The 23,633-nt window shown below is 42.9% G+C and carries 11 protein-coding genes; 3 read left to right on the top strand and 8 right to left on the bottom strand.

What is annotated here, in order from left to right:
- Positions 1–195: 195 nt before the first annotated feature.
- The 6 genes from H6541_11555 to H6541_11580 all read right to left on the bottom strand — a co-directional run bounded on the left by H6541_11555 (position 196) and on the right by H6541_11580 (position 15,004).
- Positions 196–3,912 carry a T9SS type A sorting domain-containing protein gene (locus H6541_11555; protein MCB9016424.1) on the bottom strand — a complete coding sequence of 1,239 codons (3,717 nt, stop codon included), beginning with the start codon at positions 3,910–3,912 and terminating at the stop codon, positions 196–198.
- Between the two features lie 214 nt (positions 3,913–4,126).
- Positions 4,127–8,053, bottom strand: coding sequence for an exo-alpha-sialidase (locus tag H6541_11560; protein ID MCB9016425.1), 3,927 nt, complete (start codon positions 8,051–8,053; stop codon positions 4,127–4,129).
- Between the two features lie 44 nt (positions 8,054–8,097).
- A complete protein-coding gene (locus tag H6541_11565; GenBank protein MCB9016426.1) occupies positions 8,098–11,544 on the bottom strand; it encodes a T9SS type A sorting domain-containing protein in 3,447 nt (1,148 codons plus the stop codon).
- 532 nt (positions 11,545–12,076) lie between these two features.
- On the bottom strand, positions 12,077–13,183 hold the full coding sequence (locus tag H6541_11570; protein ID MCB9016427.1) for an ROK family protein: 1,107 nt from the start codon (positions 13,181–13,183) through the stop codon (positions 12,077–12,079).
- A gap of 175 nt (positions 13,184–13,358) precedes the next feature.
- Positions 13,359–13,973 (bottom strand): hypothetical protein, encoded by a 615-nt coding sequence (locus H6541_11575; protein MCB9016428.1) that lies wholly within the window; start codon positions 13,971–13,973, stop codon positions 13,359–13,361.
- A 140-nt stretch (positions 13,974–14,113) separates the two neighbouring features.
- Positions 14,114–15,004 (bottom strand): hypothetical protein, encoded by an 891-nt coding sequence (locus tag H6541_11580; GenBank protein ID MCB9016429.1) that lies wholly within the window; start codon positions 15,002–15,004, stop codon positions 14,114–14,116.
- A gap of 416 nt (positions 15,005–15,420) precedes the next feature.
- Here H6541_11580 and H6541_11585 point away from each other — a divergent pair, with 416 nt between their 5' ends.
- Positions 15,421–16,227, top strand: a complete 807-nt coding sequence (locus tag H6541_11585) for a DUF364 domain-containing protein (protein MCB9016430.1) — start codon at positions 15,421–15,423, stop codon at positions 16,225–16,227.
- 16 nt (positions 16,228–16,243) lie between these two features.
- Here H6541_11585 and H6541_11590 read toward each other — a convergent pair whose 3' ends face one another.
- The gene (locus H6541_11590; GenBank protein ID MCB9016431.1) at positions 16,244–18,556 is read right to left on the bottom strand and encodes a glycoside hydrolase family 92 protein; all 2,313 of its coding nucleotides are present in this window, start codon (positions 18,554–18,556) and stop codon (positions 16,244–16,246) included.
- Positions 18,557–18,795: 239 nt separating this feature from the next.
- Between H6541_11590 and H6541_11595 the strand changes: the two genes are divergently transcribed.
- Entirely contained in the window at positions 18,796–20,253 is a 1,458-nt protein-coding gene (locus H6541_11595) for an FAD-dependent oxidoreductase (GenBank protein MCB9016432.1), read from the top strand.
- A 117-nt stretch (positions 20,254–20,370) separates the two neighbouring features.
- Positions 20,371–20,529, top strand: a complete 159-nt coding sequence (locus tag H6541_11600; GenBank protein MCB9016433.1) for a hypothetical protein — start codon at positions 20,371–20,373, stop codon at positions 20,527–20,529.
- A 111-nt stretch (positions 20,530–20,640) separates the two neighbouring features.
- Here H6541_11600 and polA read toward each other — a convergent pair whose 3' ends face one another.
- Entirely contained in the window at positions 20,641–23,442 is a 2,802-nt protein-coding gene (gene polA, locus H6541_11605; protein MCB9016434.1) for a DNA polymerase I, read from the bottom strand.
- Between the last annotated feature and the right edge of the window lie 191 nt (positions 23,443–23,633).

The following is a 23,633-nucleotide window of genomic DNA, read 5'->3' on the forward strand; positions in this document are numbered from 1 at the left end:
AGGTTTGAATGACTGTGTTTTTATTTGAAAATTCTGTTTTACGCAATTGGTGGGTTAGAAAAATTATTGCTGAAGTTTTAGCCCAAAAACCGGAGTTTTGATATACAAGGAAGTTAAATGGAAATAGTGTGATGAGAATAAAAGAAGAAGCCTGCTGTTTCAAACAGCAGGCTTCTTCTTATTTAATGCGGATAATTACCTGATTATAAGTTTCTGAAGAGTTACCCCGTCAGTAGTTTCAACCTTAAGGATATAAATTCCGCTTGCGATATGACCAAGGCTTAATTGTCCGGTATAGTTGGTGCCGGTTAGCTCGGTACGGCCTGAATAAACAATTTTGCCGGTAGCATTTGAAATGCTTATGTTGGCTTTGCCCGGCGCTGCATTTAGAATTTCAATGGTGAAGTCTCCGCTGTTTGGATTTGGATAAATATTGATTCCGTTCAGCGAGTTATTTTCATCAATTCCTGCACAGGCATCAACTGTAACCACTCTTGAAGCTGTTCCTTCGCAGCCGATTCCATTTGTAACAGTTAACATGTAGGTGAATGCACCTGTTCCAAGATCCTGTCCGTTAATAAGAATGCTGCTGCCTGTGCTGCCGTCTGACCATGCATATGTAGCAAAACCAGTTTCGGCCGACAATGTCAGTTCGTGTGTCAGACATATCGTAGTGTCATTGCCCAGTGAAATGACAGGTGAGCTAATTGTTACATTGAAAGTGGCTTCAGTTGCACAAGATGTGTTTGCATCTGTTTCAATGACAGACAGAGAGCCTGTGCCATTTTCGCCCCAGTTCACAGTGATTTCGTTGGTATTGGCTCCGGCGATAATTTCGCCGCCATTGGCCATCCATTCAAAGGTGTTATTTTCACTGGCTGTTGTTGCATAAACAATCATCTGGCTGTTGGCGCAAACATTTTCACTGCCATTTACAGCGGGAGCAGGAGCCTCATTTACCAATACAGGATATTCAATTGATTGTGAGCACCCGAATTCGTTTGTTTCGGTAAGTATAAGGTTGCCTTCACCTGCGGTATCCCAGGTTACCTGTGCAATGGCGTCATTTTGACCTTCGGTGATTGAGCCACCGGTAATTTCCCAGGCATAAGTGTTGTTTTCAGTTGATGCGGTATATTCAACACCGGCAATATTCTGGCAAACTGTATCCTGCCCGCTTATCATGGGTTCGGGCAACTGTCTTACAGTCAATGCTATCATAGATTCAACAGGATCACAAATGTCATTCCATGCCCGTAAGGTAAGGCTGACGTTGCCGGCTGCTATATCTTCTTCGCTTAATGTATAGCTTGCGGTTACGGCAGTATTGTCATCAAAAGTACCAGTTCCTGAAGTTATCCATTCAAGATTGGTGTAGTTAGCTGCGGTTGCGGTTTCAGCGTGAAAAACCTGATCGGTACAGATGTCAGCGTCAGTTCCGGCAAATGCTAAAGGTGCTTGTCTGAGCGAAAGTGTCAGGTAGTCAGTAGAGTCGCTGAGTTCAGGATTAAAAGCAGTAAGTGAGAGTACAACAGCTCCTGCTGTTACATCTTCAGTGCTGGGTGTGTAAATAGGAGTAAGGATGCTGGCATCATCAAATGTACCTGTTCCGCTGGTTTCCCAAAGTAAGCTTGTGTAGTTGGTAGCCTGTCCTGTAAGCTGGTAAGTGTTGCCCTCGCAAATGGTGGCATCTTCACCTGCTGATGCGGCTGTAACAGATGGTATTACGCTAACATAACCTTCGTAACGGTTAAAGTTTGGACGCGTAATGGTTACTTTAATCATTGTGCCTTCAGTTTGGGCAGGAATAGTAATATTGATGCTGTTGTTCAGTCCGGTTGTTCCGGTTCCCAGAATAACTCCGTTAGCGGTCAGGCAAACCAGGGATGCAGGAGTGGCTGCAATGTTGAAAACAGTTTCATCTTCGAAAAGTGTATTATTGTAGGTAGCAGAGATATTTTGTGGAACTTCTGTGCAAACTCTTAAGAAAGCATCGCCATGATGATGAAACAGGTTGTATGTAACTTCTTTGTTTCCAGTGTTGTATGGCCAGTTTGATTGTTTCAGGAAATACTTTCCGGCTGCATTTCCGAAAGCAGGGAGTACCCCTCTGGATTCCGGAGTTGTGCCATAAGTTGGCATAAAATTCGGCCACATATTGTCAATAAGACCCCAAACAAAAACATCGTTCACAAATGAGTATGACACTTCAGAGGCAGCAATTAGGCCCAGCGCACCGGCAGGTTGGTTGTTGTAGGTATAACGGTGAAATTTTTCGGCAAATGATTCACCACCATAATTGTATTTACCGGTAAGGCAATTGATAGATAAAATGAATGAAAGATCAGTATTGGTAAGTCCATTGATGTTACTGTTGGTATAGTATGGTTCTCCCCATCCGGTTTCCATACCGTGGTCGCGGTGCATCAGCATGAATGAACCTGCGTTGAGTGCAGCGTTAATCATATTTGCATTTCCACCACTCCAGTTGCCAAGTTCATTTGGTGTTTGAGGAATGTATCCTAGTCCCATAGGGCCGAAAAAGCCAACAACTGTAGAAGTATTGGTGGCAGTAGACCAGATGGTTCCGGGGTTACCGTCGTAAATTTCATTGATGCGTACAGGGTTTTTTCCTAATCCGTTTTTCCAGAATCCGCCAACAACTTCAGAGCAAATCTGAAACCAGCGTTCTGTTTGCCAACCAAGGGCAGTAATTGGCTTATCGTAAAATGATGGATTGGTCGGCGGGTTTCTTTCATATTTTAAGAAACGGCCAATCATTGATTCGAGCTGTGACGCATTTTGTGCTGTGATGCGGGCAAAAACGATATCAGGCATATCGTCGTTATCAACATCGGCCAGGATATTGTCTGAAACGCAGTAATTGTCCCAAATCGGCGAAATAATGGATGTGTTGTTGGCTGTAGCCTGGCCGTAATCGCCCAAAAGAAGAATGGCCGAAGGAACAATATCCCAGGTGCTATATAGGGTATTTACATAGGTTTCAAGCATGGTGGCATTAACATTGGTCCCTATTTCTGACAAAGGAACAATACCTGTATAAATGCCTTCTTCAGTGCGAAATTTCTTGATTGAGTCGGCCCATTGCATAAAAATCGGGTCATTGGGTACAATGATAAGATACTCATAACCGGTTGAACGGGTATTCCGGGCTACTCTGGCGTCATAATCAATTTTGGGCAGTGCTCCGAAGTTAAAAATGGCGTCTTCAAGAATTGGGTCCCAATAGCGGCTGCGCAGGCGCTCATCGCCATATTGATTGTTTCCGCCTTCAAACCTGATACTGAATTCAATGTCGCGGTAAACGATAAGTTCTTTGGTAACAGGGTTATACTGATAAGGATTGATGCCCAACATGCATACATCAACTCCTCTTATCTGACTGAAATCGCCCAGTGTAACTGGTTGAGCGGGATAAAATGCATCTTTGGTATAAATTGCTTCATTCTTTGCGTAGAACAATGGACTCTGATCGGTGTCCAGCGGAATACGGGGTGCCGGTGCCATTTCAATGTTACTGAATCTTTCAGTACGCAGGTTTATTATATCAACTACCGGGGTTGCTCCCTGTGGAATTGCTATAAACCGGCCCAGGCCTGGGAGGTCTGGTGCGCCTTCATCATTTGGTAAAAGCGATTCTGAGAATTCAATCGTTGTCATCCGCTCTCCATTAATATCCCGTTCGGCAAAATTAAAATGCCTGATTGAGAAGTTAAGGTTCAGTCCATCGCTTCCCTGACGGGTTAAACTTAGTCCTTGTGAGCCCCAACTGTCGCTGTAGGTTTGCTCCGCTGCAAAACCGCTGCTGATAATCAATGTCAAAGCAATAGCAAGTGCAAGCCTGCTAAAGCGACCGGTTATCAAACCAATCCCTGGTAATGTTGATTTCATGTTATTGTTTGTTGGTGAAGAATTTAAGTTGTTTAGAATCAATATTGTATTCTAAATCATGAGGGAATGATGTCTAAACTTCACAAAAATAATTAAAAATGAACAAGTCCTGTAGGATGTTTGATTTTTCAGCTAATTTATATTTTGTACAAATAATAAAGGGGCTGTTTGGCAGCCCCTTTATTATTTGATAATGAAATGTTTAACTTTTCCTTTATTTCACAATTAACTTGGTGGAATAAGTTTCTGAAGTTCCGGAAAGTTTAAGCAGATATATACCCTGGGCAAGTTTGCCGGCTTTTACCAGGGCTTTTTTCCCGGGATTTAAAACAACTGTATTTTGTGTGTATACTAGTTTGTTTCCTGCGTCATAAATGTCAAGTCTGAAATTGCCTGACACTGCACCAGAAGCAATAATGCTAAACTCACCTGATGTGGGATTAGGATAAAGGCTGACTGGCTGACTGCTGATTTCATTAATTCCTGTGCAATCGTTAAAGTTTACATTTACCGATGCACTTGTTGAACAGTTATTGGCGGTTGTGGCTGTAACAGTCCATACCGTTGTTCCGATACCGTACCCGGTTGTGTCAACAGAAATACTTTGTGTAGTATATTCGCCTGGCATCCAAAGGAAACTTACCTCGTCAGTTGTATGAGCTGTAAGTAAAACAGTGTGATTAGCACAGGCTGTTGTGTCAGATACTAAGGAAATCTGGGGCTGACTGTAAATGGTAACATTGTACTCGCCAGTGCCGGACGATGAACACATATTGGCATCTGTAACTGACAGAACCTGATATGATGTGCTTTCTGCCGGGGTTACTTCTACAGTGTAAGGTGCTTCAGAAGTCATAATCGTTCCTACACCATTGTTTACCTCGAATGTCCATGGAGCTGTTCCCGTGAGTTCAACATTAAAGCTAACCGATGAGCCGGCGCAGATACCTGTTTCGCCTCCGATAGTTGCTGTTGGAACCTGAATAAACTGTAAGGCCAGCGAATCCATCGCATTTGAACATGGCGTGGCAGAAATGGCTAAAATTTTCAGCATAACTGAGCCTGCAGTGATGTCTGCTTCTGATGGGGTGTAAACCGGTGTGAGGGAGGTTGCATCATCAAAGGCTCCCGAGCCGGTGGTTGTCCATAAAATGTCACTGTAATTACTGCCTGAAGCATTCAGCAGAATGCTTTCGGTGTTGGCACATATAGCGGTATCAGCACCTGCAACTATTACGGAAGCAGCTGAAACAGAGAGTTCAAGGATGTCGGTTTTTACATCACCATCGAGGCCATTTACTGTAAGTTGAAGTGAGGCACTTCCAGCAGTGATATCGCCAGGCCCTGGTGTATAGAATGTACTTAATTGTGTGGCATCTTCAAAGGTTCCATCGCCCATTGATGTCCACATTGAACTTTCATAGTTAGTAGCAACACCATTGAGCATTACCGGTGTGTTTTCACAGGTGATGGCATCAGGGCCAGCATAAACAGTGGTTTGTAACGGAGCTGGAAAAACAATGTAATCTACCCATGCTGCGTCACTGCCATTACTTACTGAAACGTCTTTACTGTAAATCCAGCTAAAGGTAATTTCTCCGGGTTGAACCGGGAAAGCGACTCTGGTCCAGTTAACTTCCCCTGACCATTGACCGGCCATGGTTCCGTTGATGTAGAATTTCAGAAAATCGTAGCTGCTTTCTGAAGAAACTCTTACATAGAAAGAGATTGAATCTTCGTTCATTACATTGTAATCGATTTTCATTTCACTTGACTGAGAGTCATTGATATCGCCTGATTTGGCACTGTTGGCGCCTTCAAAAATCTGATCTGTTGCGATAGTCCAGGGAGCAGTACCGGCAAATTGCCAGTCAAATGTTTCAAATCCACCACTTTCAAAGTCTTCAAGAATGAGGCCAACCGGCAGGTTGAAGCTTTTGGTTGCAGTCAGCATTTGCGAAATAGCTGTGTAATTGAATGCGGCAGCATGTCCGACAGGAGTTTCAGGTGCAACCTGAATTTCAAACTGTGCAGTAACTGTATTCAGTGAACCCGGGAGAATGTCGCCTAGTTCAACATTTTGGTTCGTAATGGTAATATACTGGCTGGGTGAAGTTAACTGAGCTGTAGTGCTTTCAGCAGTATAGTCACCGGGATTAAATGTTTCAATACTGATAATGGCACTTTCTCCCGGATCGAGACGTCCGTTGGCATTTCCGGCGCCGTCGTTGATGCTGATACTTCCTGTTTGCAGAGCAGGAGCATGAGCTTCTATCATAAAGTTGCTGATAAAGGTGCTGTCAACGGCATCTGTGGCAGTTAGAGTGAAAGTTAATGCTTCTCCGTCAGGTACTTCTGAGCTTACTTCAATGGCAAAGGCTGAAGCAATTGATTTTATTTCGCCGATGGTGAAATCTCCAAATTGCTCAGTGTTGTCAGTGATTGTAACATAAGGTGATTCAGTTGAAAGAATCACTTCAACAGCAGTAGCAGGCTGATCGCCAATGTTTTCCATGGTGATATCAAGAAGTGCATTTTCCCCAAAATCAAGGAGGCCATTGTTATTACCACTGGCATCGTCAATAGTGTTGGCATTGTAAATAACCCAGGGCTGATTGGGTGGAGGCCCGGTTTGGAAAGGTGAAACATAGGTCATGGCAGTGCCTGTTCTGTTGTCAGTCCATGCAGGAAATACCCAGCGATCGCGGGCTGTAATAGCTAAATAATCGCCAAAATATCCATCAGCCAAACCGGCAATGGATTGAGGTGTAAATGATACGTCGCTCACTTTCATGTCTTCCCAGGTAGCGCCACCATCAGTTGAAGTTGAAACATAGGCTTCACACTGGGTTGAAGATACATTGCGGTCGTCATAATAAATAACACTCAGGTTTCCGTTGGCAGGGTCAGATGTAATCCATGGTAAATAATGCTGTTTGCCTTGTCCGGATGCATCCTGGTTAACTTTTACAGGAGCAGACCAGGTGCTTCCCTGATCTGTAGATTTTATCATGTAAATGTCAATGTCGTTGCCGGTATTTATACCTGGCGTTCCTGTGTTGGCCCAAGTAACATAGATGGCTCCGCGGTTGGCGCCGTTACTGATGTCTACTGTCATGGTAGGGAATGCATTTACACGCATATTTTTGCCTGTACCACTGTTACGGATACCTCTGATATTGGATATGATGCGTGTGGCTGTTTGCCAGGTTACGCCTCCGTCAAATGATTTGGCCATTCCAATAGATGACTCATCACTTGGCCAGCTATCATATATCGCCCAGATAACATAAACTTCGCCATTGGGTCCTGTATTGATATTGACACCCTGATTATGGCTGCCTGCATTGATGGCTGAGCTGATATTTACAGGTGCTGACCAGCTTACCGCGTCATTTGTCGATCTGCTGATTTCAATTTCAGTATCATTAGAACCGCCAAAATTAGTCCATGCGTCATAGAGATTACCTTCATAAGGGCTGGTAACGCTGTTGTCAATCCACATGTGGTTTTTGTCAAGCAATGAACCCCATCCTCCAGGCGAGGGTGCAACAAGGACCGGAGTCCAGCTTTGTCCCTGATTGGTTGAATAGGATACGCCCTGTCCGCCGCTGCTATGGATATAACCCACATAATAGTTGCCATTTAAACCAACAGCTGTAGCCGGGTCTCCACTGTTATTTCCGCCGGCGCCCTGAAGTTCTCCACCCCAGGTGTTTCCGCCATCAGTTGACAAAAAATCGTTGGCGCCGTATATATTTGAGGCAGGAATTCCGGTTGAATTGTTCGACTGTAATAAATGCTGGTTATTGAGCGGACTTACAAAGATTGAATTTTCACTTTGTGTGGAATTTTCTGTTGTAACTGGTACATCAGGCGAATCTTCTGATGCAACGCCACGACCATTTAGCTGGCTTCCAGTATATTTTGCAGCCGGCACTTTTGTGTCGGGAGCAACTGGCACCAGGCCAAGTGAGGCTAACCGTCTCCAGTAGGCCATATTGTCAATTCTGGTGTCGGGCTTGTATTTTGCCGGTACCGGTGAGTCGGGCAGGTACAGTTTTTTTTCCGACTCCTGTGCGATAACGCCTGATGCCGAAAAAAGCAATGCCAAAGCAATTGTGATGAGTTGTTTTGTCACGGTTTCTGTGTTAGGGTTTGTAAAAAAAATGATAATGTTCAGGTTTAGTTGATAATGATTTTTTGCACTGAGGTCGATTTTTGGTTGCTTAACCTTACAAAGTACATTCCAGCCGGAATGTTGCCTTCGTTAAACTGTATTTGTTCGCCTCCTCTTACATTCGTTTTTTCAACGATCAATTTGCCCGTCTGATCGGTAATTGTGATGGTTGAATGGTTTCCACTGCCGGCAGCAATCAATAGCGTAAACTGCCCGGCTGAAGGATTGGGATAAATGGTCATTAACGAGGATTTGACTTCTGGTGTTGAAATGCCGGTAAATGTATCTACCGGTGGAAAAATGATATTGTCAATCCAGGCGGCGTCTTCACCATTGCTCACTGATATGTCTTTTTCATACGACCATTTAAAACTATGAGTTCCTGCACTTACTGCATATGCAACCTGTTGCCATGCTTCCTCTCCTGACCATTCGCCAATTTTAACATTGTCAATATAAAACCTCAGGTAGTCATAGGATGATTCTGAGGAAACTTTGAGACAAAATTTGATGCTGTCGTTGGTTAATACTTCATAATTAACAGATAAATTTGATTTTTGATTGTCAGAAATTGCACCTGATTTTGCACAATATAATCCTTCGTACGGATTTGTCTGGCTTATTGTCCAGTTTCCATTGCCTGAAAGTTCCCAGGGATGACGGGTAAAGTCGCCTGTTTCAAAGTCTTCGGCAACCTGGCCAATTACAAAAATGTATTCTTTCTCAAGTATTACTGTTGCTTCACTTCCCTGGGTAAGAGTAAGGGTAAAAATGACTGGAGTTCCCAGGGGTGTTTGCGCAGATGCTTCAATGTTCATGAAGCTCATGTTTTCAGATGACAGGGCTGAAATGGAGACTGGATCTGTTTGCCAAAGGCTTCCATTAATAAATGGGTCGTTGCAGTGAAGTTGAGCGGTGACAGGAAGACTGTTGCTGTGTCCGGTGTTAAGAACGTTTATGTTCAGATTGAAAGTTTCACCCGGATCAGGTATTCCATTACCAGGGGCATCGTCAACAGAAGCTGTCCCGGCTTCGATAACCGGTGCATATGCCTGAATCTGAAAACTTGAGTTCCATGTTTCGTTTGAAGTTGCTGTAAGGCTAAAATCAATGATATGATTGTCGGGTATTTCATTGCTGATCAAAAGGCTGAATCCGTTTTCGATAGCTGACTGCCCGTTTGCGGCTATATTTCCGTAAGTTTCATTTGCGTCGGTAATGGTTACATAAGGATCGTCTGATGCAATACTTGCTGTTACATTCTGAGCTTCGGCCAGTCCTATGTTCCGTAAGGTAATGTTCAGTTTAAGGTTCTCTCCGAAATCGGCCAGCCCGTTGTTGTTTCCTTCGGTATCATTTATGGTATGCGACAGGTATACAACAAACGGCGATTCACCTGCAAGAAATGTTATAGTGTAATAGGTCGGAAGGCAATTGTATCCGGAAATAACAAGTTGAGCTTCTCCCGGTTCGACAATCAGTGGGTCGATAGTAACGGTGGCAGTTCCGTCTGAACCGGTGGTGCCTTTTCCGTAAAGCATTCCGTTCTTCAGTAAAGCAGCGGTAAGACCTTTGATAGGAGTTCCGTTATTTGTTACACTGATTTCAAACTGATTGGTTCCGATAGTAAGGCTTGCCGGGTAAACGGTGTTAATGTTGATGGGCTCGTTGGTCCAAATGGCCATTGCAGGGTCGCCAAGTAAATTGCAGTCGTAAAAACACCAGCGGAGTGCACCTTCTTCCCATTGCCCGGGAGCATTCACCCAGGGAGAAGTGGCGGCTTTTGATTCCGACTGGGCTTGCCCGGCACGGTTGAGGCTGTCGGTAAACATGGCATCCACAAACTCGCGGTGCAGGTGAGCTGAAGGGCCTTCGGTCTGGCCTTCGTTAAACCAGCCATAGCGGGAGTTTCCTATAAAGGCTGCCGCAAAATTTTCAATGCTGACCATTTTTTCGGCAATACAATCGCTTACGTCAAATGCTCCGCAAATACAACCATGGGTCGATATTACCGGAAAATTGTGGGTAATTCCGTTTACACCCTGGAAGTTGGCATTCGTTATGTCAGAGGTGTAAAACTTCATTACTGTTGATTCATTGGCATGTCCCACGTGGTGAATAAAATTGCGCCCGGCATTGATGGTGTTTTTTAAATCAGTGGCACTCCAGTTGTCGACTTCGTCGTAGAGTTTAACAAAGTTGTGGTCTTCGGGAATTCCTGTGGTTGTGTATCCGTTGTCATCATGGGTGCCAATCAGCAATTCAAGATAATCTGAGCCCCAGGTGTCAGGGCCTGAATAGAGGTTCTCGCCCGCCAGCAATGGATTGCGCAGCTCGCCCAGCACCGGCTGGTTTTGATATTTTGTTGTTTTGTTGATCATGGCAGCCAATTCAGCTGTATTGCTGAATGATAAGCGACCTACAGAAATTTCTGGCAGTAAGTCATCTTCTCCAATTTCACCCCATAAGTTATTGCCATTGGTGTTCCAGTTACCGTCGAGCGCTGAATAGTATAAATCGGAAGGTATATTGTTATCTTCATAAACACTGGATGATTGCACATGGCAATAAAAACCGCGATAGGCCACATGCTCAACATCACCTCCCAGTACAACATGCTCAATGCCATTTTGCTGATATTGTTCAATGATATAATTGCGGATTTTTTCAGGCATGTCAATGCCATTTGAATTGGCTTCAATAAATTGTGTGGTGGTTATTTGTGATTTCATCCCTCTGGGAAGGTACAAATCTGATAAGGCTGAAATTTGTTCAGCAAAAGCTTGTGGGGTGATAATCAATATCTGATAGTCATTTGTCGTGGTTCTTTTAACCGGATACTGATGTATAGCATCCGGATTTTGGGCTTTTTGTGCACATTTGTTGATGATTACAGGTGCCGAACTCAGGTTTTTCAATGCTTCGCGTCCTTTTGTAGTTGCGCGGGTCTCAATTCGTATGACTACCTTTTTGTAAAAGCTGATTTGGCCTTTTACGGGGTTGTATATTACCGGTGTGAAAACTGTTTGCGCGTAGCTGTAACCGTTCATAAAACGAGTTGAAAGGGTTCCGGTATGCGTTTTAGGATAAGGTTGGTTTGAGCGATAAATTTCCTGATTTTCAACCCAGGTTGACTTGCCCGGTTCCGAAATAGGCTTTGAGTGCTGAGCCGGGGCCAGGACATAATATCCGGCAAGCTCTGTTTCGTCAAATCCTTCAAAGCTGATGCTGATGGCTTCATGTCCCGGAGGTAACAGCAGATTGACTGCGTTGTATGGTAAGGCAGGTTCGCCCGCAATGCCGCTTGTGAGGGTGTTGCTGAAACGTATTTCCTGCTGCATGCCCAGGTTCTTAACGGTCGGATTGTTAAAGTAATAAACTTTTTCTATGGTCTCAGCCATTGAGCTGAATGCCATGAATGTAATCAGCAAAATTGTAAAGAAGCGTTTCATAGTCAGAAAATCAGAAGTTTTAAAAATGTGAAAAGTGAGGAGTGAATATGCACTTTCAAAATGATCTTAATCGGCGGCCGAATATACACATTTATTTAATTTCTGTCTGTTGGTGAGTAAGTTTAGTTGTAAAATCATTTTATTTTGATTGAGCATAATGCATATTTTATATCGATAGGTTTATGGTTATTTGCTTGTGCGTGGTGAAAATTTGCGCTATCCAGTTTGAAACTTTGGGCGATTTGTGGCTAGTTTTATGATATTCAGATTGATGGATTGTTGGAGTTTTAAGAATTCGTCATGGATGGGAGTCGTCTAATGGATGATGGGACTGTTATCAGAAGATATCATGTTGTTTATGGCTCCTTTGATCGAAGGATGTATGGGGTTGTTTTGTGTTTGAAAGGAGGGAAAATGCCGGTTTTACCGGGTCTGATAAATTGCAGAGGTTTTCAGGCTTTTTAAACTGACTATGGAATAAAAAAACAGGGCAACCTGAAGCTGCCCCGTTTTGTTTATCTTGTTACACTATTTACTTGCTGTCGAGTTTGCTTAAGGCATAAGCATAGGCGCCGATTGAAACGGCCTTGGATGTTCCCAGTCGGCTTATTCCAACGCCAATTCTCTTCATAGGATCGTATTTAATGCGGCGTGAGCTGAAAGGGACTTTTATTTCACGGGTGTCGCCTTCAAAAAATCTTGCAAATTCATTTTCGTCTTCCAGGTTATAGGCTTTGATTTCCATACGGTCAACGGCAGTACCAACCATTGTGGTGAAATTGGAGTTCATTTCATCAACCAGTCTTTGCAGGAAAAGGGGATAAGCTCCGGAAAGGCCTCCTCCGATCACAACCAGGCCATCAATCATGGTAATGGCATTGGCAATTGAGTCACCGGCAACTTCGGCCATCCGGTGAAAAGCAAGAATTGCAGCTTCTTTATTGCCATCACGTGTGCCCATACCAATTTCAAAAATTTCGCGTGGATTGGGGCAGGTGTCAGCATTCAGTCCGGTCACACGACAGTAAGTGCGCCTGATTCCTCTGATGCTCACATTTTCTTCAACAGTGGCGTTGGTGTGAAGTTTATTGCGCATGCGGTTAATTTCTCCCTGGGCTGAGTTGTCGCCTAAAAACAATTGCCCGCGGCTGACAATGCCTCCGCCATAACCGGTTCCAAAAGTAACTCCCAACAGGTTTTGGTAGTTTTTGGGGCTGTTGCTGGTGCTGATACGCTTGTTTATATCAGGCAACAGTCCGGCAATGGCTTCGCCGTATGCAAATAAATCGCCATCATTATTAATGTATACAGGAATGTTGAATTTTTCTTCAAGCATGGGGCCCAAAGCAACACCACCCCTGAAAGTAGGGAGGTTTTCAAGGTCGCCAATGATGCCAAGTTCATACTCTGCCGGGCCAGGAAAACAAAAACTAATGGCTACTGGCGCAGTTTTAAGTTTTGCCTTAACCTCATTAAACCCAAGAATGATTTTGTTCAACACAATTTCCAGCGTTTCGCCCTCGGCGGGTATGCTAATAGGGTCAATGATTTCCTGCTCTGCCTGAACTGCAGAGAATACAAAATTTGTTCCTCCTGCATCAAGGGTCATTACAATCCGGTTGTCAGTGTTGAATCGCATATTTATTGAATTTAAAATTAGACTTTTAGGGTTTTTCCTGATGTAGCTAAGTGTATGAATTACACGTAGCTTTTAAAATGCGAATGTACTATAAGCCTCTGTATTTTCAAAAAAAATACAGATTATTTTTGAAAAAACCGTTCGAAAGTTCAGCGTCCCTTGTGTGATGTTATTTTTACTGAAACCTGATTACACCGTTTATTCTTTTTTTACAGGCATTTTTTATTTGTTTAGTCCGGTCTTTTAGCGTTATATCAGAGATTTTCGCAAGAGATGCCAGGCTTTCTTTAAATTCGCTCAGGTTTCTATGGATTTCAGCAATGATTAAAAGGTTATAGTCTTCATCGGGATCAAGCAGTTTTAACAAAGCTTGTGCGTTATTTCTGTAGTTTTCGTCCGGTTCAAGCATAACTGTTTCATTAATTTGAAAAGGACGGGGGTTCATTTCCTGCCAAAGTTTAATGCGCAGGTAAATCTCGTCGTCGATATTGTCCTTATATATATTGTTCTCAATTGCTGACATAAGCCCTTCCTTGTCAGGGAGACTTACTTCAGGATACCTGTCTGTCGATTCGTGCTCTGATTCAGTTTTCTCGCACAGTTCTACATTAAATACGGCTCCGCATTGGTAGCATTTTGAAAATCGGGGGATATCTGGCAGCATAGGCGCCATATAATATCCGTCGGACCAGAATATGCCGCCAAAACTATTGCCTGAAATGAGGTTTGTGCGGTTGTGCAGGGCCCCGCATTCAGGGCACTTTAAAATGAATGGATGACTCAGAATCATGGATGTAAATTTATTTGCAGGTTAAACTATCCTAGTTGTTATACGGCAAATTTATTTAATTTATTTACTATGATAACAGTAAAAATAATGGCAAAAAAAAGTCCGGATTTGCCGGACTAATAATTTTGTTTTTCAATAAATCAGTACGATTCAATAGTCTTAAGTTTTTCGGAATATTTTTTTACTTCAAGTTTCTGGGTGTTTATTTTAAAACTTACATCTTCCTGATGCTTTAGATTCAGCGAAATAGCATTGTTGCTGTCTTTGATGGCATCATTGGCTTTCGAAATCCTGTTTTCAGATGCACTGATTTTCTTCAGATTTGATTTTTTTTCTTTTTGCAAATTCTTCACTTCTGATTGTACTGCTTTCTTTGAATCATCATTTGCCATTGTACTTAATTCAGTGCTTTTGGCGTCCAAAGCATTGTCTGTCACTTCAATGCTCTTTTTAACAGATGCTATTTGATAGTTTTCTTGTGCAATGGATGCATTTGAAGATTGAATCATCTCGTCAAGCTTTTTTTTATCTTTTCTGAGTGAAGCCAGTTCTTTTTCGAGATCCTTAAGTTTCGATTCCTGAGCTGAAAGTTGTTCTTCGGCAACTTCAATGTATTGGTCTTTAGAAAACTGCTTTGCCATGCTTTTCATTTGTTCATGCTCCTTGCTGTTGATACTTGTAAATACATCGCGCTGAAGTTCAACAGCAACAAAAAGCTTGACAACAGAGTCGTTGTTTTTTAAAGCGCTCAATATATTTATCGGGGTCTCTGAAATGTCTTTTAAAAGTGCCCCAAAAATGGTTATCTCACTCCCATTGATTATAGCTTTTGATTTCGAACCTTTTTCAATTGTTTTTTTCCAGTTCGCGCGCGCCGCTTCAACATTCACTTCCGGAATGTCAACCCAAATCCCGGGGCACAATGTGTTGCCGAATTTTATTGTATCATCTGTTATGGTAATTGGCTTCTGAGCCTTAGCAAGTGAAATGAAGATGAAGAAAATTACTGAAAGGTAAATGCCTGTTTTCATATTTTTATTTTATTTACTATTGTATTTGTATTTATAAACATTTGTAAAGCAAAGAAGTTTAGTTTGTTAGTGATTATCATTCCATTCACTCAGTTAAATATTGTCTGCTGGTTTTAGTTGAAGATTGATTGCCCCTGCATTTCAATTCAATAACGGTTATATTTTATTGTTTCGTCTGACAGTAAATGGGTGTCTGAATTAAGTGATGGGCGGTTCATTTAGGAACCATATTTACCCTGTTTAATTTATCAACAGATTATAGCTGTATATTCAATAGCAGGGGTATTCGTTTTTTTGAAAAATAAACTGGCTAAACCAAATTTACTGCGTATAACAAGATGATTTGAACCTATATTAAGGTTATCTTTGGCTTGTAAATATTTAGTTTCTTGGGTTTGTAATTTCTTGTGACACACATGATGATTGATGAAATAAACCAGCATTTATTTGAAAATTACGCTGATTATCTTTCAGGACTTACCATAGCCGGCGTGAGTGTCGGACTGTTTATGGCTGCTGTGCAGTTATCGGATGGCTCAATAGGCATTGCCAGTGCAGAAGCCGACCAACAGATTCATTGTTCAAAGAAAGACCGAGATTTTGGCGAATTTACGCCTCTCCGTATCTTAGGCCGGAATGTGAGCGATTTGCTTCAAAGTCCAAAGCAAACATCTTTAGTTCGGACTTTAAAGGTGGCAGTTTTAAACGCTATTTCTTCCGAGCTGCTGAAGAGTGAGCGTTACCAAGTGCTTAGCAATACCGATCCGGTTGACTTGCTTGACCTGAGCGGGCTAAAAACCATTACAATTGTAGGGGCTTTTCAGAGCTATGTCAGGAAAATTGCTGCAACCCGTAACCATCTGCATGTGCTTGAGCTGAACGAACAGGCTCTGATGCCTGAACATCGCCGGTATTTTGTACGTGCCGGTGAGTATGCTAAGGTATTGCCTGATTCTGATATGGTGATAATCACAGGACTTACACTGGTTAACAATTCACTCGGTCATCTGCTTGCCAGTTGCAATAAAAATTCAACAATTATTGTTACAGGTCCTTCGAGCAGTGTCCTACCTGATGTGCTTTTTAAGCATAATGTAAGCATGTTGGGTGGAACCCGGATTATCAAACCTGAGTTGGTAATGCCCTTGATTGAACAGGGGGCTGCAGGCTATCATCTGTTTGAGTATTGTGCTGAAAAAATCTGTGTGTTGAACAAAAGTTAATCTTCTATATTGGTTTTCAGAATTTTCCCGACAGATTTTCCTGCGCAATTCTTCTCTTATTTGGGATTTTGCTCATCTCAAATAACAAATCGCCTCCGGCCATTAAGTCCTCATGCGTGATGTAGAGTCTGGTGTATGGTTTCCCGTTTAAGAAAATACGCTTTATGTAAATGTTTTCTTTGGTCAGATTTTTGGTGCGAATGGTGAATTTCCGGCCATTTTCAAGGTGCAGGATCGCTTCGTTCACCGAAGGGCTGCCCAATGCATACTCATTACTTCCGGGGCATACAGGATAAAATCCCAAAGCACTGAAAATATACCAGGCCGACATCTGGCCGCAGTCATCGTTTCCGGGAAGCCCTCCTGGCTCAGGAGCATAGAGATTGTCCATTATCTGGTGAACCCGCTGCTGGGTTTTCCATGGCTCGCCGGCATAGTTGTATAAGTAAGGAATGTGATGACTGGGTTCATTGCCATGTACATAATTTCCAATAATACCGCGTTTGTCAATATCCTCTGACTCTTCAATATGCTTCTCGTCAAGCTGCATGGTAAACAGTGAGTCAAGATGGGCAGCCATTTGTGTGTTCCCTCCGGCCCATTCAATCAGCTTTGCCGGGTCATGAGGTACATAAAGCGAATAATTCCAGGCATTGCCTTCAATAAATCCTTGACCTTCGGTTTTTAGCGGGTCAAAATCTTTCTGCCATGACCCATCTGAAAGTTTTGGCCGCATAAAGCCACTTGTGCTGTCATAAATTTGCTCAAAAGAGCGGGCCCGGCGGTTATAAATGCCGGCAAGTCCTCTGTGTCCTGATTTTTGGGCCATTTGAGCAATGCACCAGTCGTCGTAAGCGTATTCAAGAGTTTTCGATGCCGCATTGGATGTCAGGTCAGCCGGAGCATAACCATATCCGATATAGTCGCCTAACCCATCATACAGAGCATAGGTTGCACTTGCATCCATTGCTTCGAGCGCTTCAGCTGCATCAAAACCGCTAATTCCTTTTACATATGCATCGGCAATTACAGAAACGGCATGGTAGCCGGTCATACACCAGTTTTCATTAGCCTGATGTGACCAAACCGGAAGGATTCCATGGACACTTTGCCTGCGGTGTGCCAGCATGGAATTTATCATATCTGATGTTCGCTCTTGCTCAATTATTGTGAATAGGGGGTGTAATGCCCTGTATGTATCCCAAAGTGAAAAAGTTGAGTAGTTTGTAAAATCCTTGCTTTGATGTATGTTTTGATCCAGCCCGCGGTATTTCCCATCTGCATCCATGTATATTGTTGGCGATAAAAACGCATGGTAAAGACTGGTGTAGAAATTTTGTTTGAGGGCTTCTGTTCCCGATACCTGTATTTTAGCCAGCTCTTTATTCCATAATCCGGCAGCCGCCAGTCTTATTTCGTCAAAGTCGAAACCCGGAATTTCAGCCTGCAGATTGTGCAAAGCCCCTTCGGTACTTACTCCTGAAATGGCAAACTTAACTTTGAGCTGTTCACCGGCCTGCATTGAAAACCGAAACCAGGCTTTGATGTTTTTACCTGCCATTTCGGGAAAGTTTTCCTTTTCATTGAACTTACGATAAAAACCCCGGTATAAAAGAGGCTCTTCATTTTCGTAGCCATAGTTGCTGATGGGTTTCGATAAAACCATGGCAAAATAAATGGTCCGTGTTCTTGCCCAGCCGCGGGTTTGCCGGTAACCGGTTATCAATGTGTCATTTTCAACACGTATGAATTGCCAGATGTTTTTACCCGGGTAATTGTATATACCGGCTGTCAAGTCCAGTATAAGATTTGTTTCACCTGATTTTTCATAAGTATATTGGTGAAATCCTGCTCTGGCAGTAGCGGTAAGTTCAGCCTGAATGTTATAATCGTCCAGTATTACTGAATAGTATCCCGGTGAGGCTTTTTCCTTTTCATGCGAAAACCGGCTTCTGTATCCGCTGTCAGGGTTGTCTTTTGTTCCCGGGTTAAGCTTCAATTTGCCAGTGGTTGGCATCAAAAGAAAATCACCGAGATCGCTATGGCCGGTTCCCGAAAAATGAGTGTGGCTGAATCCGCAGATTGTTTTATCATTATACTGATAGCCAGCACAATAAGCGTAAACTTCTTTGTTGTATCCCTGGCCTGTTGAGTAAGAAATGGTATCGGTATCGGGGCTGAGTTGAACCATCCCGAAAGGGACTGTTGCTCCGGGGAAAGTATGCCCCATGTGATCAGTGCCAGTAAACGGGTTTACATAATCAATGGCTTGCTGCGCCTGAACTATATAGCTGGATATTACAAGCAAAGAAAAAAGAAGGTGTTTCATCGGAAATTATTTTAACTGGCGCAAACTTAATCAAAAGACGGCTAATTGTTTGCTTTTCACTATTGAGTGAGCCTTATTTTGAGTTGAGTGCGGGCGTTTTCAGGCTTGCTGTTGGATGAATGTCAATTTTTTTTCTGTCCGGACTCAATCCGTAAAATTTTATCCTTAACTTTCGTACATATAAATTTGCAATAGAGATGTTTGGTATTTAATGTAAAATTTAATTCTGGTTCTACAAAATGGCAAAAGTAGTTGTATTGGGCGCTGGTATTGCAGGTCATACCGCAGCCGCATTTTTACGCAAAAAACTGGGGAAGCAGCACGAAGTGGTTGTTGTTACACCCAACTCTTATTATCAATGGATACCTTCAAACATTTGGGTTGGGGTTGGCAGAATGACCGTTGATCAGGTCAGGTTTAAACTGGAGCCTTTATACAAACGATGGGGCATTGATTTCAGGCAGGCCAGGGCTTTGAGTATTCATCCGGAAGGAGATGCCGAATCGGCCAGGCCTTTTGTCACTATTGAATATACAACTCAGGAAAAGAAATCGCAGACCGATAAGGTAGATTACGATTTTTTGGTAAATGCGACAGGCCCTAAACTTAATTTTGATGCAACCGAAGGTCTGGGCCCCGGTAAGAATTCTGTTTCTGTTTGCTCTTACGATCATGCAGCTCATGCATGGGAAAAACTGCAGGAGTCATTTGCAAAAATGGAAAATGGTGAAAAACAACGTTTTGTAATAGGTACCGGTCATCCTATGGCTACCTGTCAGGGCGCAGCATTTGAGTATATTCTGAATGTAGCTTTTGAAATCAGAAAACGAAAGCTTGACCATCTTGCCGAAATAACATGGTTAACCAATGAATATGAACTTGGCGATTTTGGTATGGGAGGTGCCTATATAAAAAGAGGAGGATATATCACTTCTACCCGTGTATTTGCTGAGTCGTTTCTTGGCGAAAACGGCATTAAGTGGGTTAAACGAGCTGGTGTGAAAAAGGTGGAAGCAGGTGTTATTCATTATGAAACCCTGGATGGAGAGGAAAATAAGATCGATTTTGATTTTTCGATGCTGATTCCAGCCTTTGCAGGGGTAGGTATCAAAGCTTTTGACAAAACCGGGGCCGATATTTCATCGGTGCTTTTTGCTCCTAATGGCCTTATGAAAGTAGATGCAGATTACACCCCCAAACCGTTCGATGACTGGAGCGCTGCTGATTGGCCTGAAACTTATCAAAGCCCGGCATATCATAATATTTATGCACCAGGCATTGCTTTTGCTCCGCCTCATGCCATTTCAAAGCCAATGACCAGTAAAAACGGAACTGCCATTTTCCCTTCACCTCCGCGAACCGGTATGCCTTCAGGAGTAATGGGTAAAATTGTGGCTGAAAATATTATCAATGAAATTAAAACCGGAAAACAGGAGTTTAAACACAGGGCAAGTATGGGCAAAATGGGTGCAGCCTGTATTGTTTCTGCCGGTTATGGCATGCGCCGGGGTGCTGCAGCTACCATGACTGTGCATCCGATTGTGCCTGATTGGGAGAAATATCCTGAATATGGCCGTGATATTAAATATACCATGGGCGAAGCCGGTTTGGCCGGCCACTGGATGAAATGGTTTATGCATTATATGTTTTTGCATAAAGCCAAAGGCTATCCATTTTGGTGGCTGCTGCCTGAATAGCAATTAGCTGAGTAATGCACCATGGCCTCTTACGGCAGCTTGAAAAATGGTGCACATCTGGCTTATTCCATTTGCATTAAATTCATTTTTCCGTTGAATTCAATAAAAAACTGTACAATGAAAAACAAAACTATAAAAGCATATTCAGACGAATCTTATCCCCCGTTTCCAACCAGGAGTACTCTTTTCTGGAGACGGTTTATGCCCTGGCAAGCCATCAGATTTTTTGTGCTCAATCTCAGAATTATTAAAATTGTGGTTGGCGGACACTCGTAAAATTAAAATTTGATGCATTGCTTGTTATTGTATTGAAATACGGTAAATGCATCATGGAATGATGGCAGTCCGGAATTTCCGGTGAATGATTTGTCAGGTCAGTTGTTGGTCTCAGTGAGCTTCCAGCCAGTTATTCCCGGTGCTCATTTCAACTTCAACCGGCACATCGAGCTCAAGGGCTGATTTCATCAGCTTTTCGATGATAGGCTTTACCATTTCAAGTTCCGGCTTGTAAATATCAAACACCAGTTCATCATGAACCTGAAGTATCATTTTTGACTTCAGGTTTTTTTGTGTAAACTCGTTGTGAATGTTAATCATGGCAATTTTAATCATATCGGCTGATGAGCCCTGAATAGGCGCGTTGATGGCATTTCGCTCGGCAAATCCCCTGACAATGGCATTGTTCGAGTTGATGTCGCGCAAATAGCGACGGCGTTTTTTCAATGTTTCAACATAGCCGTTTGCTTTTGCAAAAGCGATGGTATCGTCCATGTATTGTCTTATTCCGGGAAACCGGTCAAAGTATTGGCTGATGATATCAGCTGCTTCGCGGCGAGGAATGGCCAGTTGCTCTGAAAGCCCGAATGCAGAAATGCCGTATATAATTCCAAAGTTAACCGTTTTGGCGTTTCGGCGCATGTCTCTGCTTACTTCTTCGATACTTGTATTGTATATGCGGGCTGCCGTAGCAGTGTGAATGTCAAGTCCTTGCCTGAAAGCTTCCTGCATTGCTTCGTCTTTGCTCATATGAGCGATGATTCTCAATTCAATTTGCGAGTAATCAGCCGATAGCAAGGTAAATTCTTCATTTCTGGGAATAAATGCCTTTCTGATTTCTCTGCCCCGTTCAGTACGGATAGGTATATTTTGCAGATTAGGATTGTTGGAACTGAGACGGCCTGTGGCGGCCACTGCCTGATTAAATGATGAATGTACTCTTCCCGTGCGCGGATTCACCAACAAGGGTAAAGTATCAACATAAGTTGACTTAAGTTTTGTGAGCGAACGATAATCAAGGATTAACTGAACAATTGGATGTTTATGAATAAGTTTCTGAAGAATTTCCTCGCCGGTTGAATGCTGCTTGGTTTTGGTCTGTTTGGGGTTTTCTGATAAACGCATGCGGTCAAACAATACCTCACCTAATTGTTTGGGTGAAGCAATGTTAAAACGTTCTCCGGCATGTTGGTAAATTTCATTTTCAACCTGTCTGATTTCAGTTTCAAGACCGGCAGAGTATGTGTTCAGGTTTTGTGTATCAATTTTTATTCCTTCGGCTTCCATTGATGCCAGCACTTTTACCAGCGGAACTTCAATTTCATCAAAAAGCTGTCGTGTAGCTGTTTGTTCGAGCATTGGCTCCAGTTTTTGGCGGAGCTGGAGCGTGATATCTGCATCTTCTGCAGCATATTCTTTGATGCTTTCCAATTCTACCTGACGCATATTTTTTTGGTTCTTCCCTTTCTTCCCAATCAGACTTTCAATAGAAACCGGTTGGTAATTAAGGTAGGTAAGCGAAAGGTAATCCATATTATGCCGCAAATCAGGTTCGACCAGATAATGGGCAAGCATAGTGTCAAACATGGGGCCATTCACGCGGGTATCGTACCAGCTCAGCACTGCAATGTCAAACTTGAGATTTTGCCCTGTTTTTTCGATGGACTGGTCTTCAAGTAAAGGTGAAAATTCTTTTACAATCTCAAGAGCCTGAGCATAATTATCTGGAACAGGCACATACCATGCCTCGAAAGGCTCAATACAGAAAGACATTCCGACCAGCTCTACATTGTTAACATCCAATCCTGTGGTTTCTGTGTCGAAGCAGAATGCTCCGGCGGTTTTAAGCCGGCTGATAAGTGCTGCCCTTTTTTCAATGGTGTCAACCAGGTGGTATGTATGAGGCGTGTTCTCAATGGTTCTCACATCTGATTCAACAGGCAGTATTTCTCCCATTGCACTGAATAAATCAGGTGTTGAGGATGATGAAGCAGCTCCGGTAAAGTCAGCTCCGGCTTCTGCCAATGAAATATCTGTAAAGACTCTTTTTGCAAATGTGCGAAACTCCAACTCTTCGAGCAGTTGCTTAAGTTCAGCAACATCAGGGCTTGTGAGTAATAATGCATCAGGGTTAAAGCTAATGGGCACATCAAGGATGATAGTGGCCAGTTGCTTGGACATGAGTGCCTGTTCTGCGTAAGTTTTTACTTTTTCGCGCATTGATGCCTTTTCAATTTTATCGGCATGGGCAATCAGGTTTTCTATTGTATCATACTCTTCAAGTAACTTGCGGGCGGTTACCTCTCCAACCCCGGGAATGCCGGGGATATTGTCAGAAGCATCGCCCCAGAGACCTAACATATCAATGACCTGTTCGGTCCGTTTTACACCAAATTTTTCGCAAACTTCCCTGATGCCCATAACGACTGGTTTTTCACCGGGTTTGCCAGGCTTATATTGCCATACATTTTCATTTACAAGTTGCCCGAAGTCCTTATCGGGTGTCATCATAAATACTTGAAACCCTGTTTTACCTGCTTCAGTGGCCAATGTGCCGATGACGTCATCGGCTTCAAAGCCATCAACTGCCAGTATAGGAATGTTAAAGGCTTTAATCAGCCTTTTAATATATGGTATGGCAGAGGCAATATCTTCAGGCATGGCTTCGCGGTTTGCTTTGTATTCGGCAAATCCCTCGTGCCTTACTGTAGGAGCCTGTGTGTCGAAGGCCACGCCAATATGCGTGGGTTTCTCGTTTTTTATGACATCATAAAGCGAATTGGCAAATCCCAGAACAGCAGAGGTGTTGAGTCCTTTTGAGTTGATGCGCGGATTTTTATTGAGAGCATAATAGGCTCTGTAAATCAGTGCCATGGCATCTAAAAGGAATAGCTTTTTTGGGGGATTTGACATAAATAGGAGGTTTTATTGATTTTTGTATAAAGAATAATGCTGTGAATGACTGCTCACACAAAAGTACTAAACAAGTGAAACAGTTTGAAGGTAAAATGCCTGAAGATGATATCGGCCTGTTTGCCGAGGCCTGAGTTTAGGGCCAGAATATCATCGGGGTGCCGGGTTGAATGGCATTGATTCCGGCCAAA

Source organism: Lentimicrobiaceae bacterium (genome assembly GCA_020636745.1).
Taxonomy (GTDB): Bacteria; Bacteroidota; Bacteroidia; order Bacteroidales; family Lentimicrobiaceae; genus Lentimicrobium.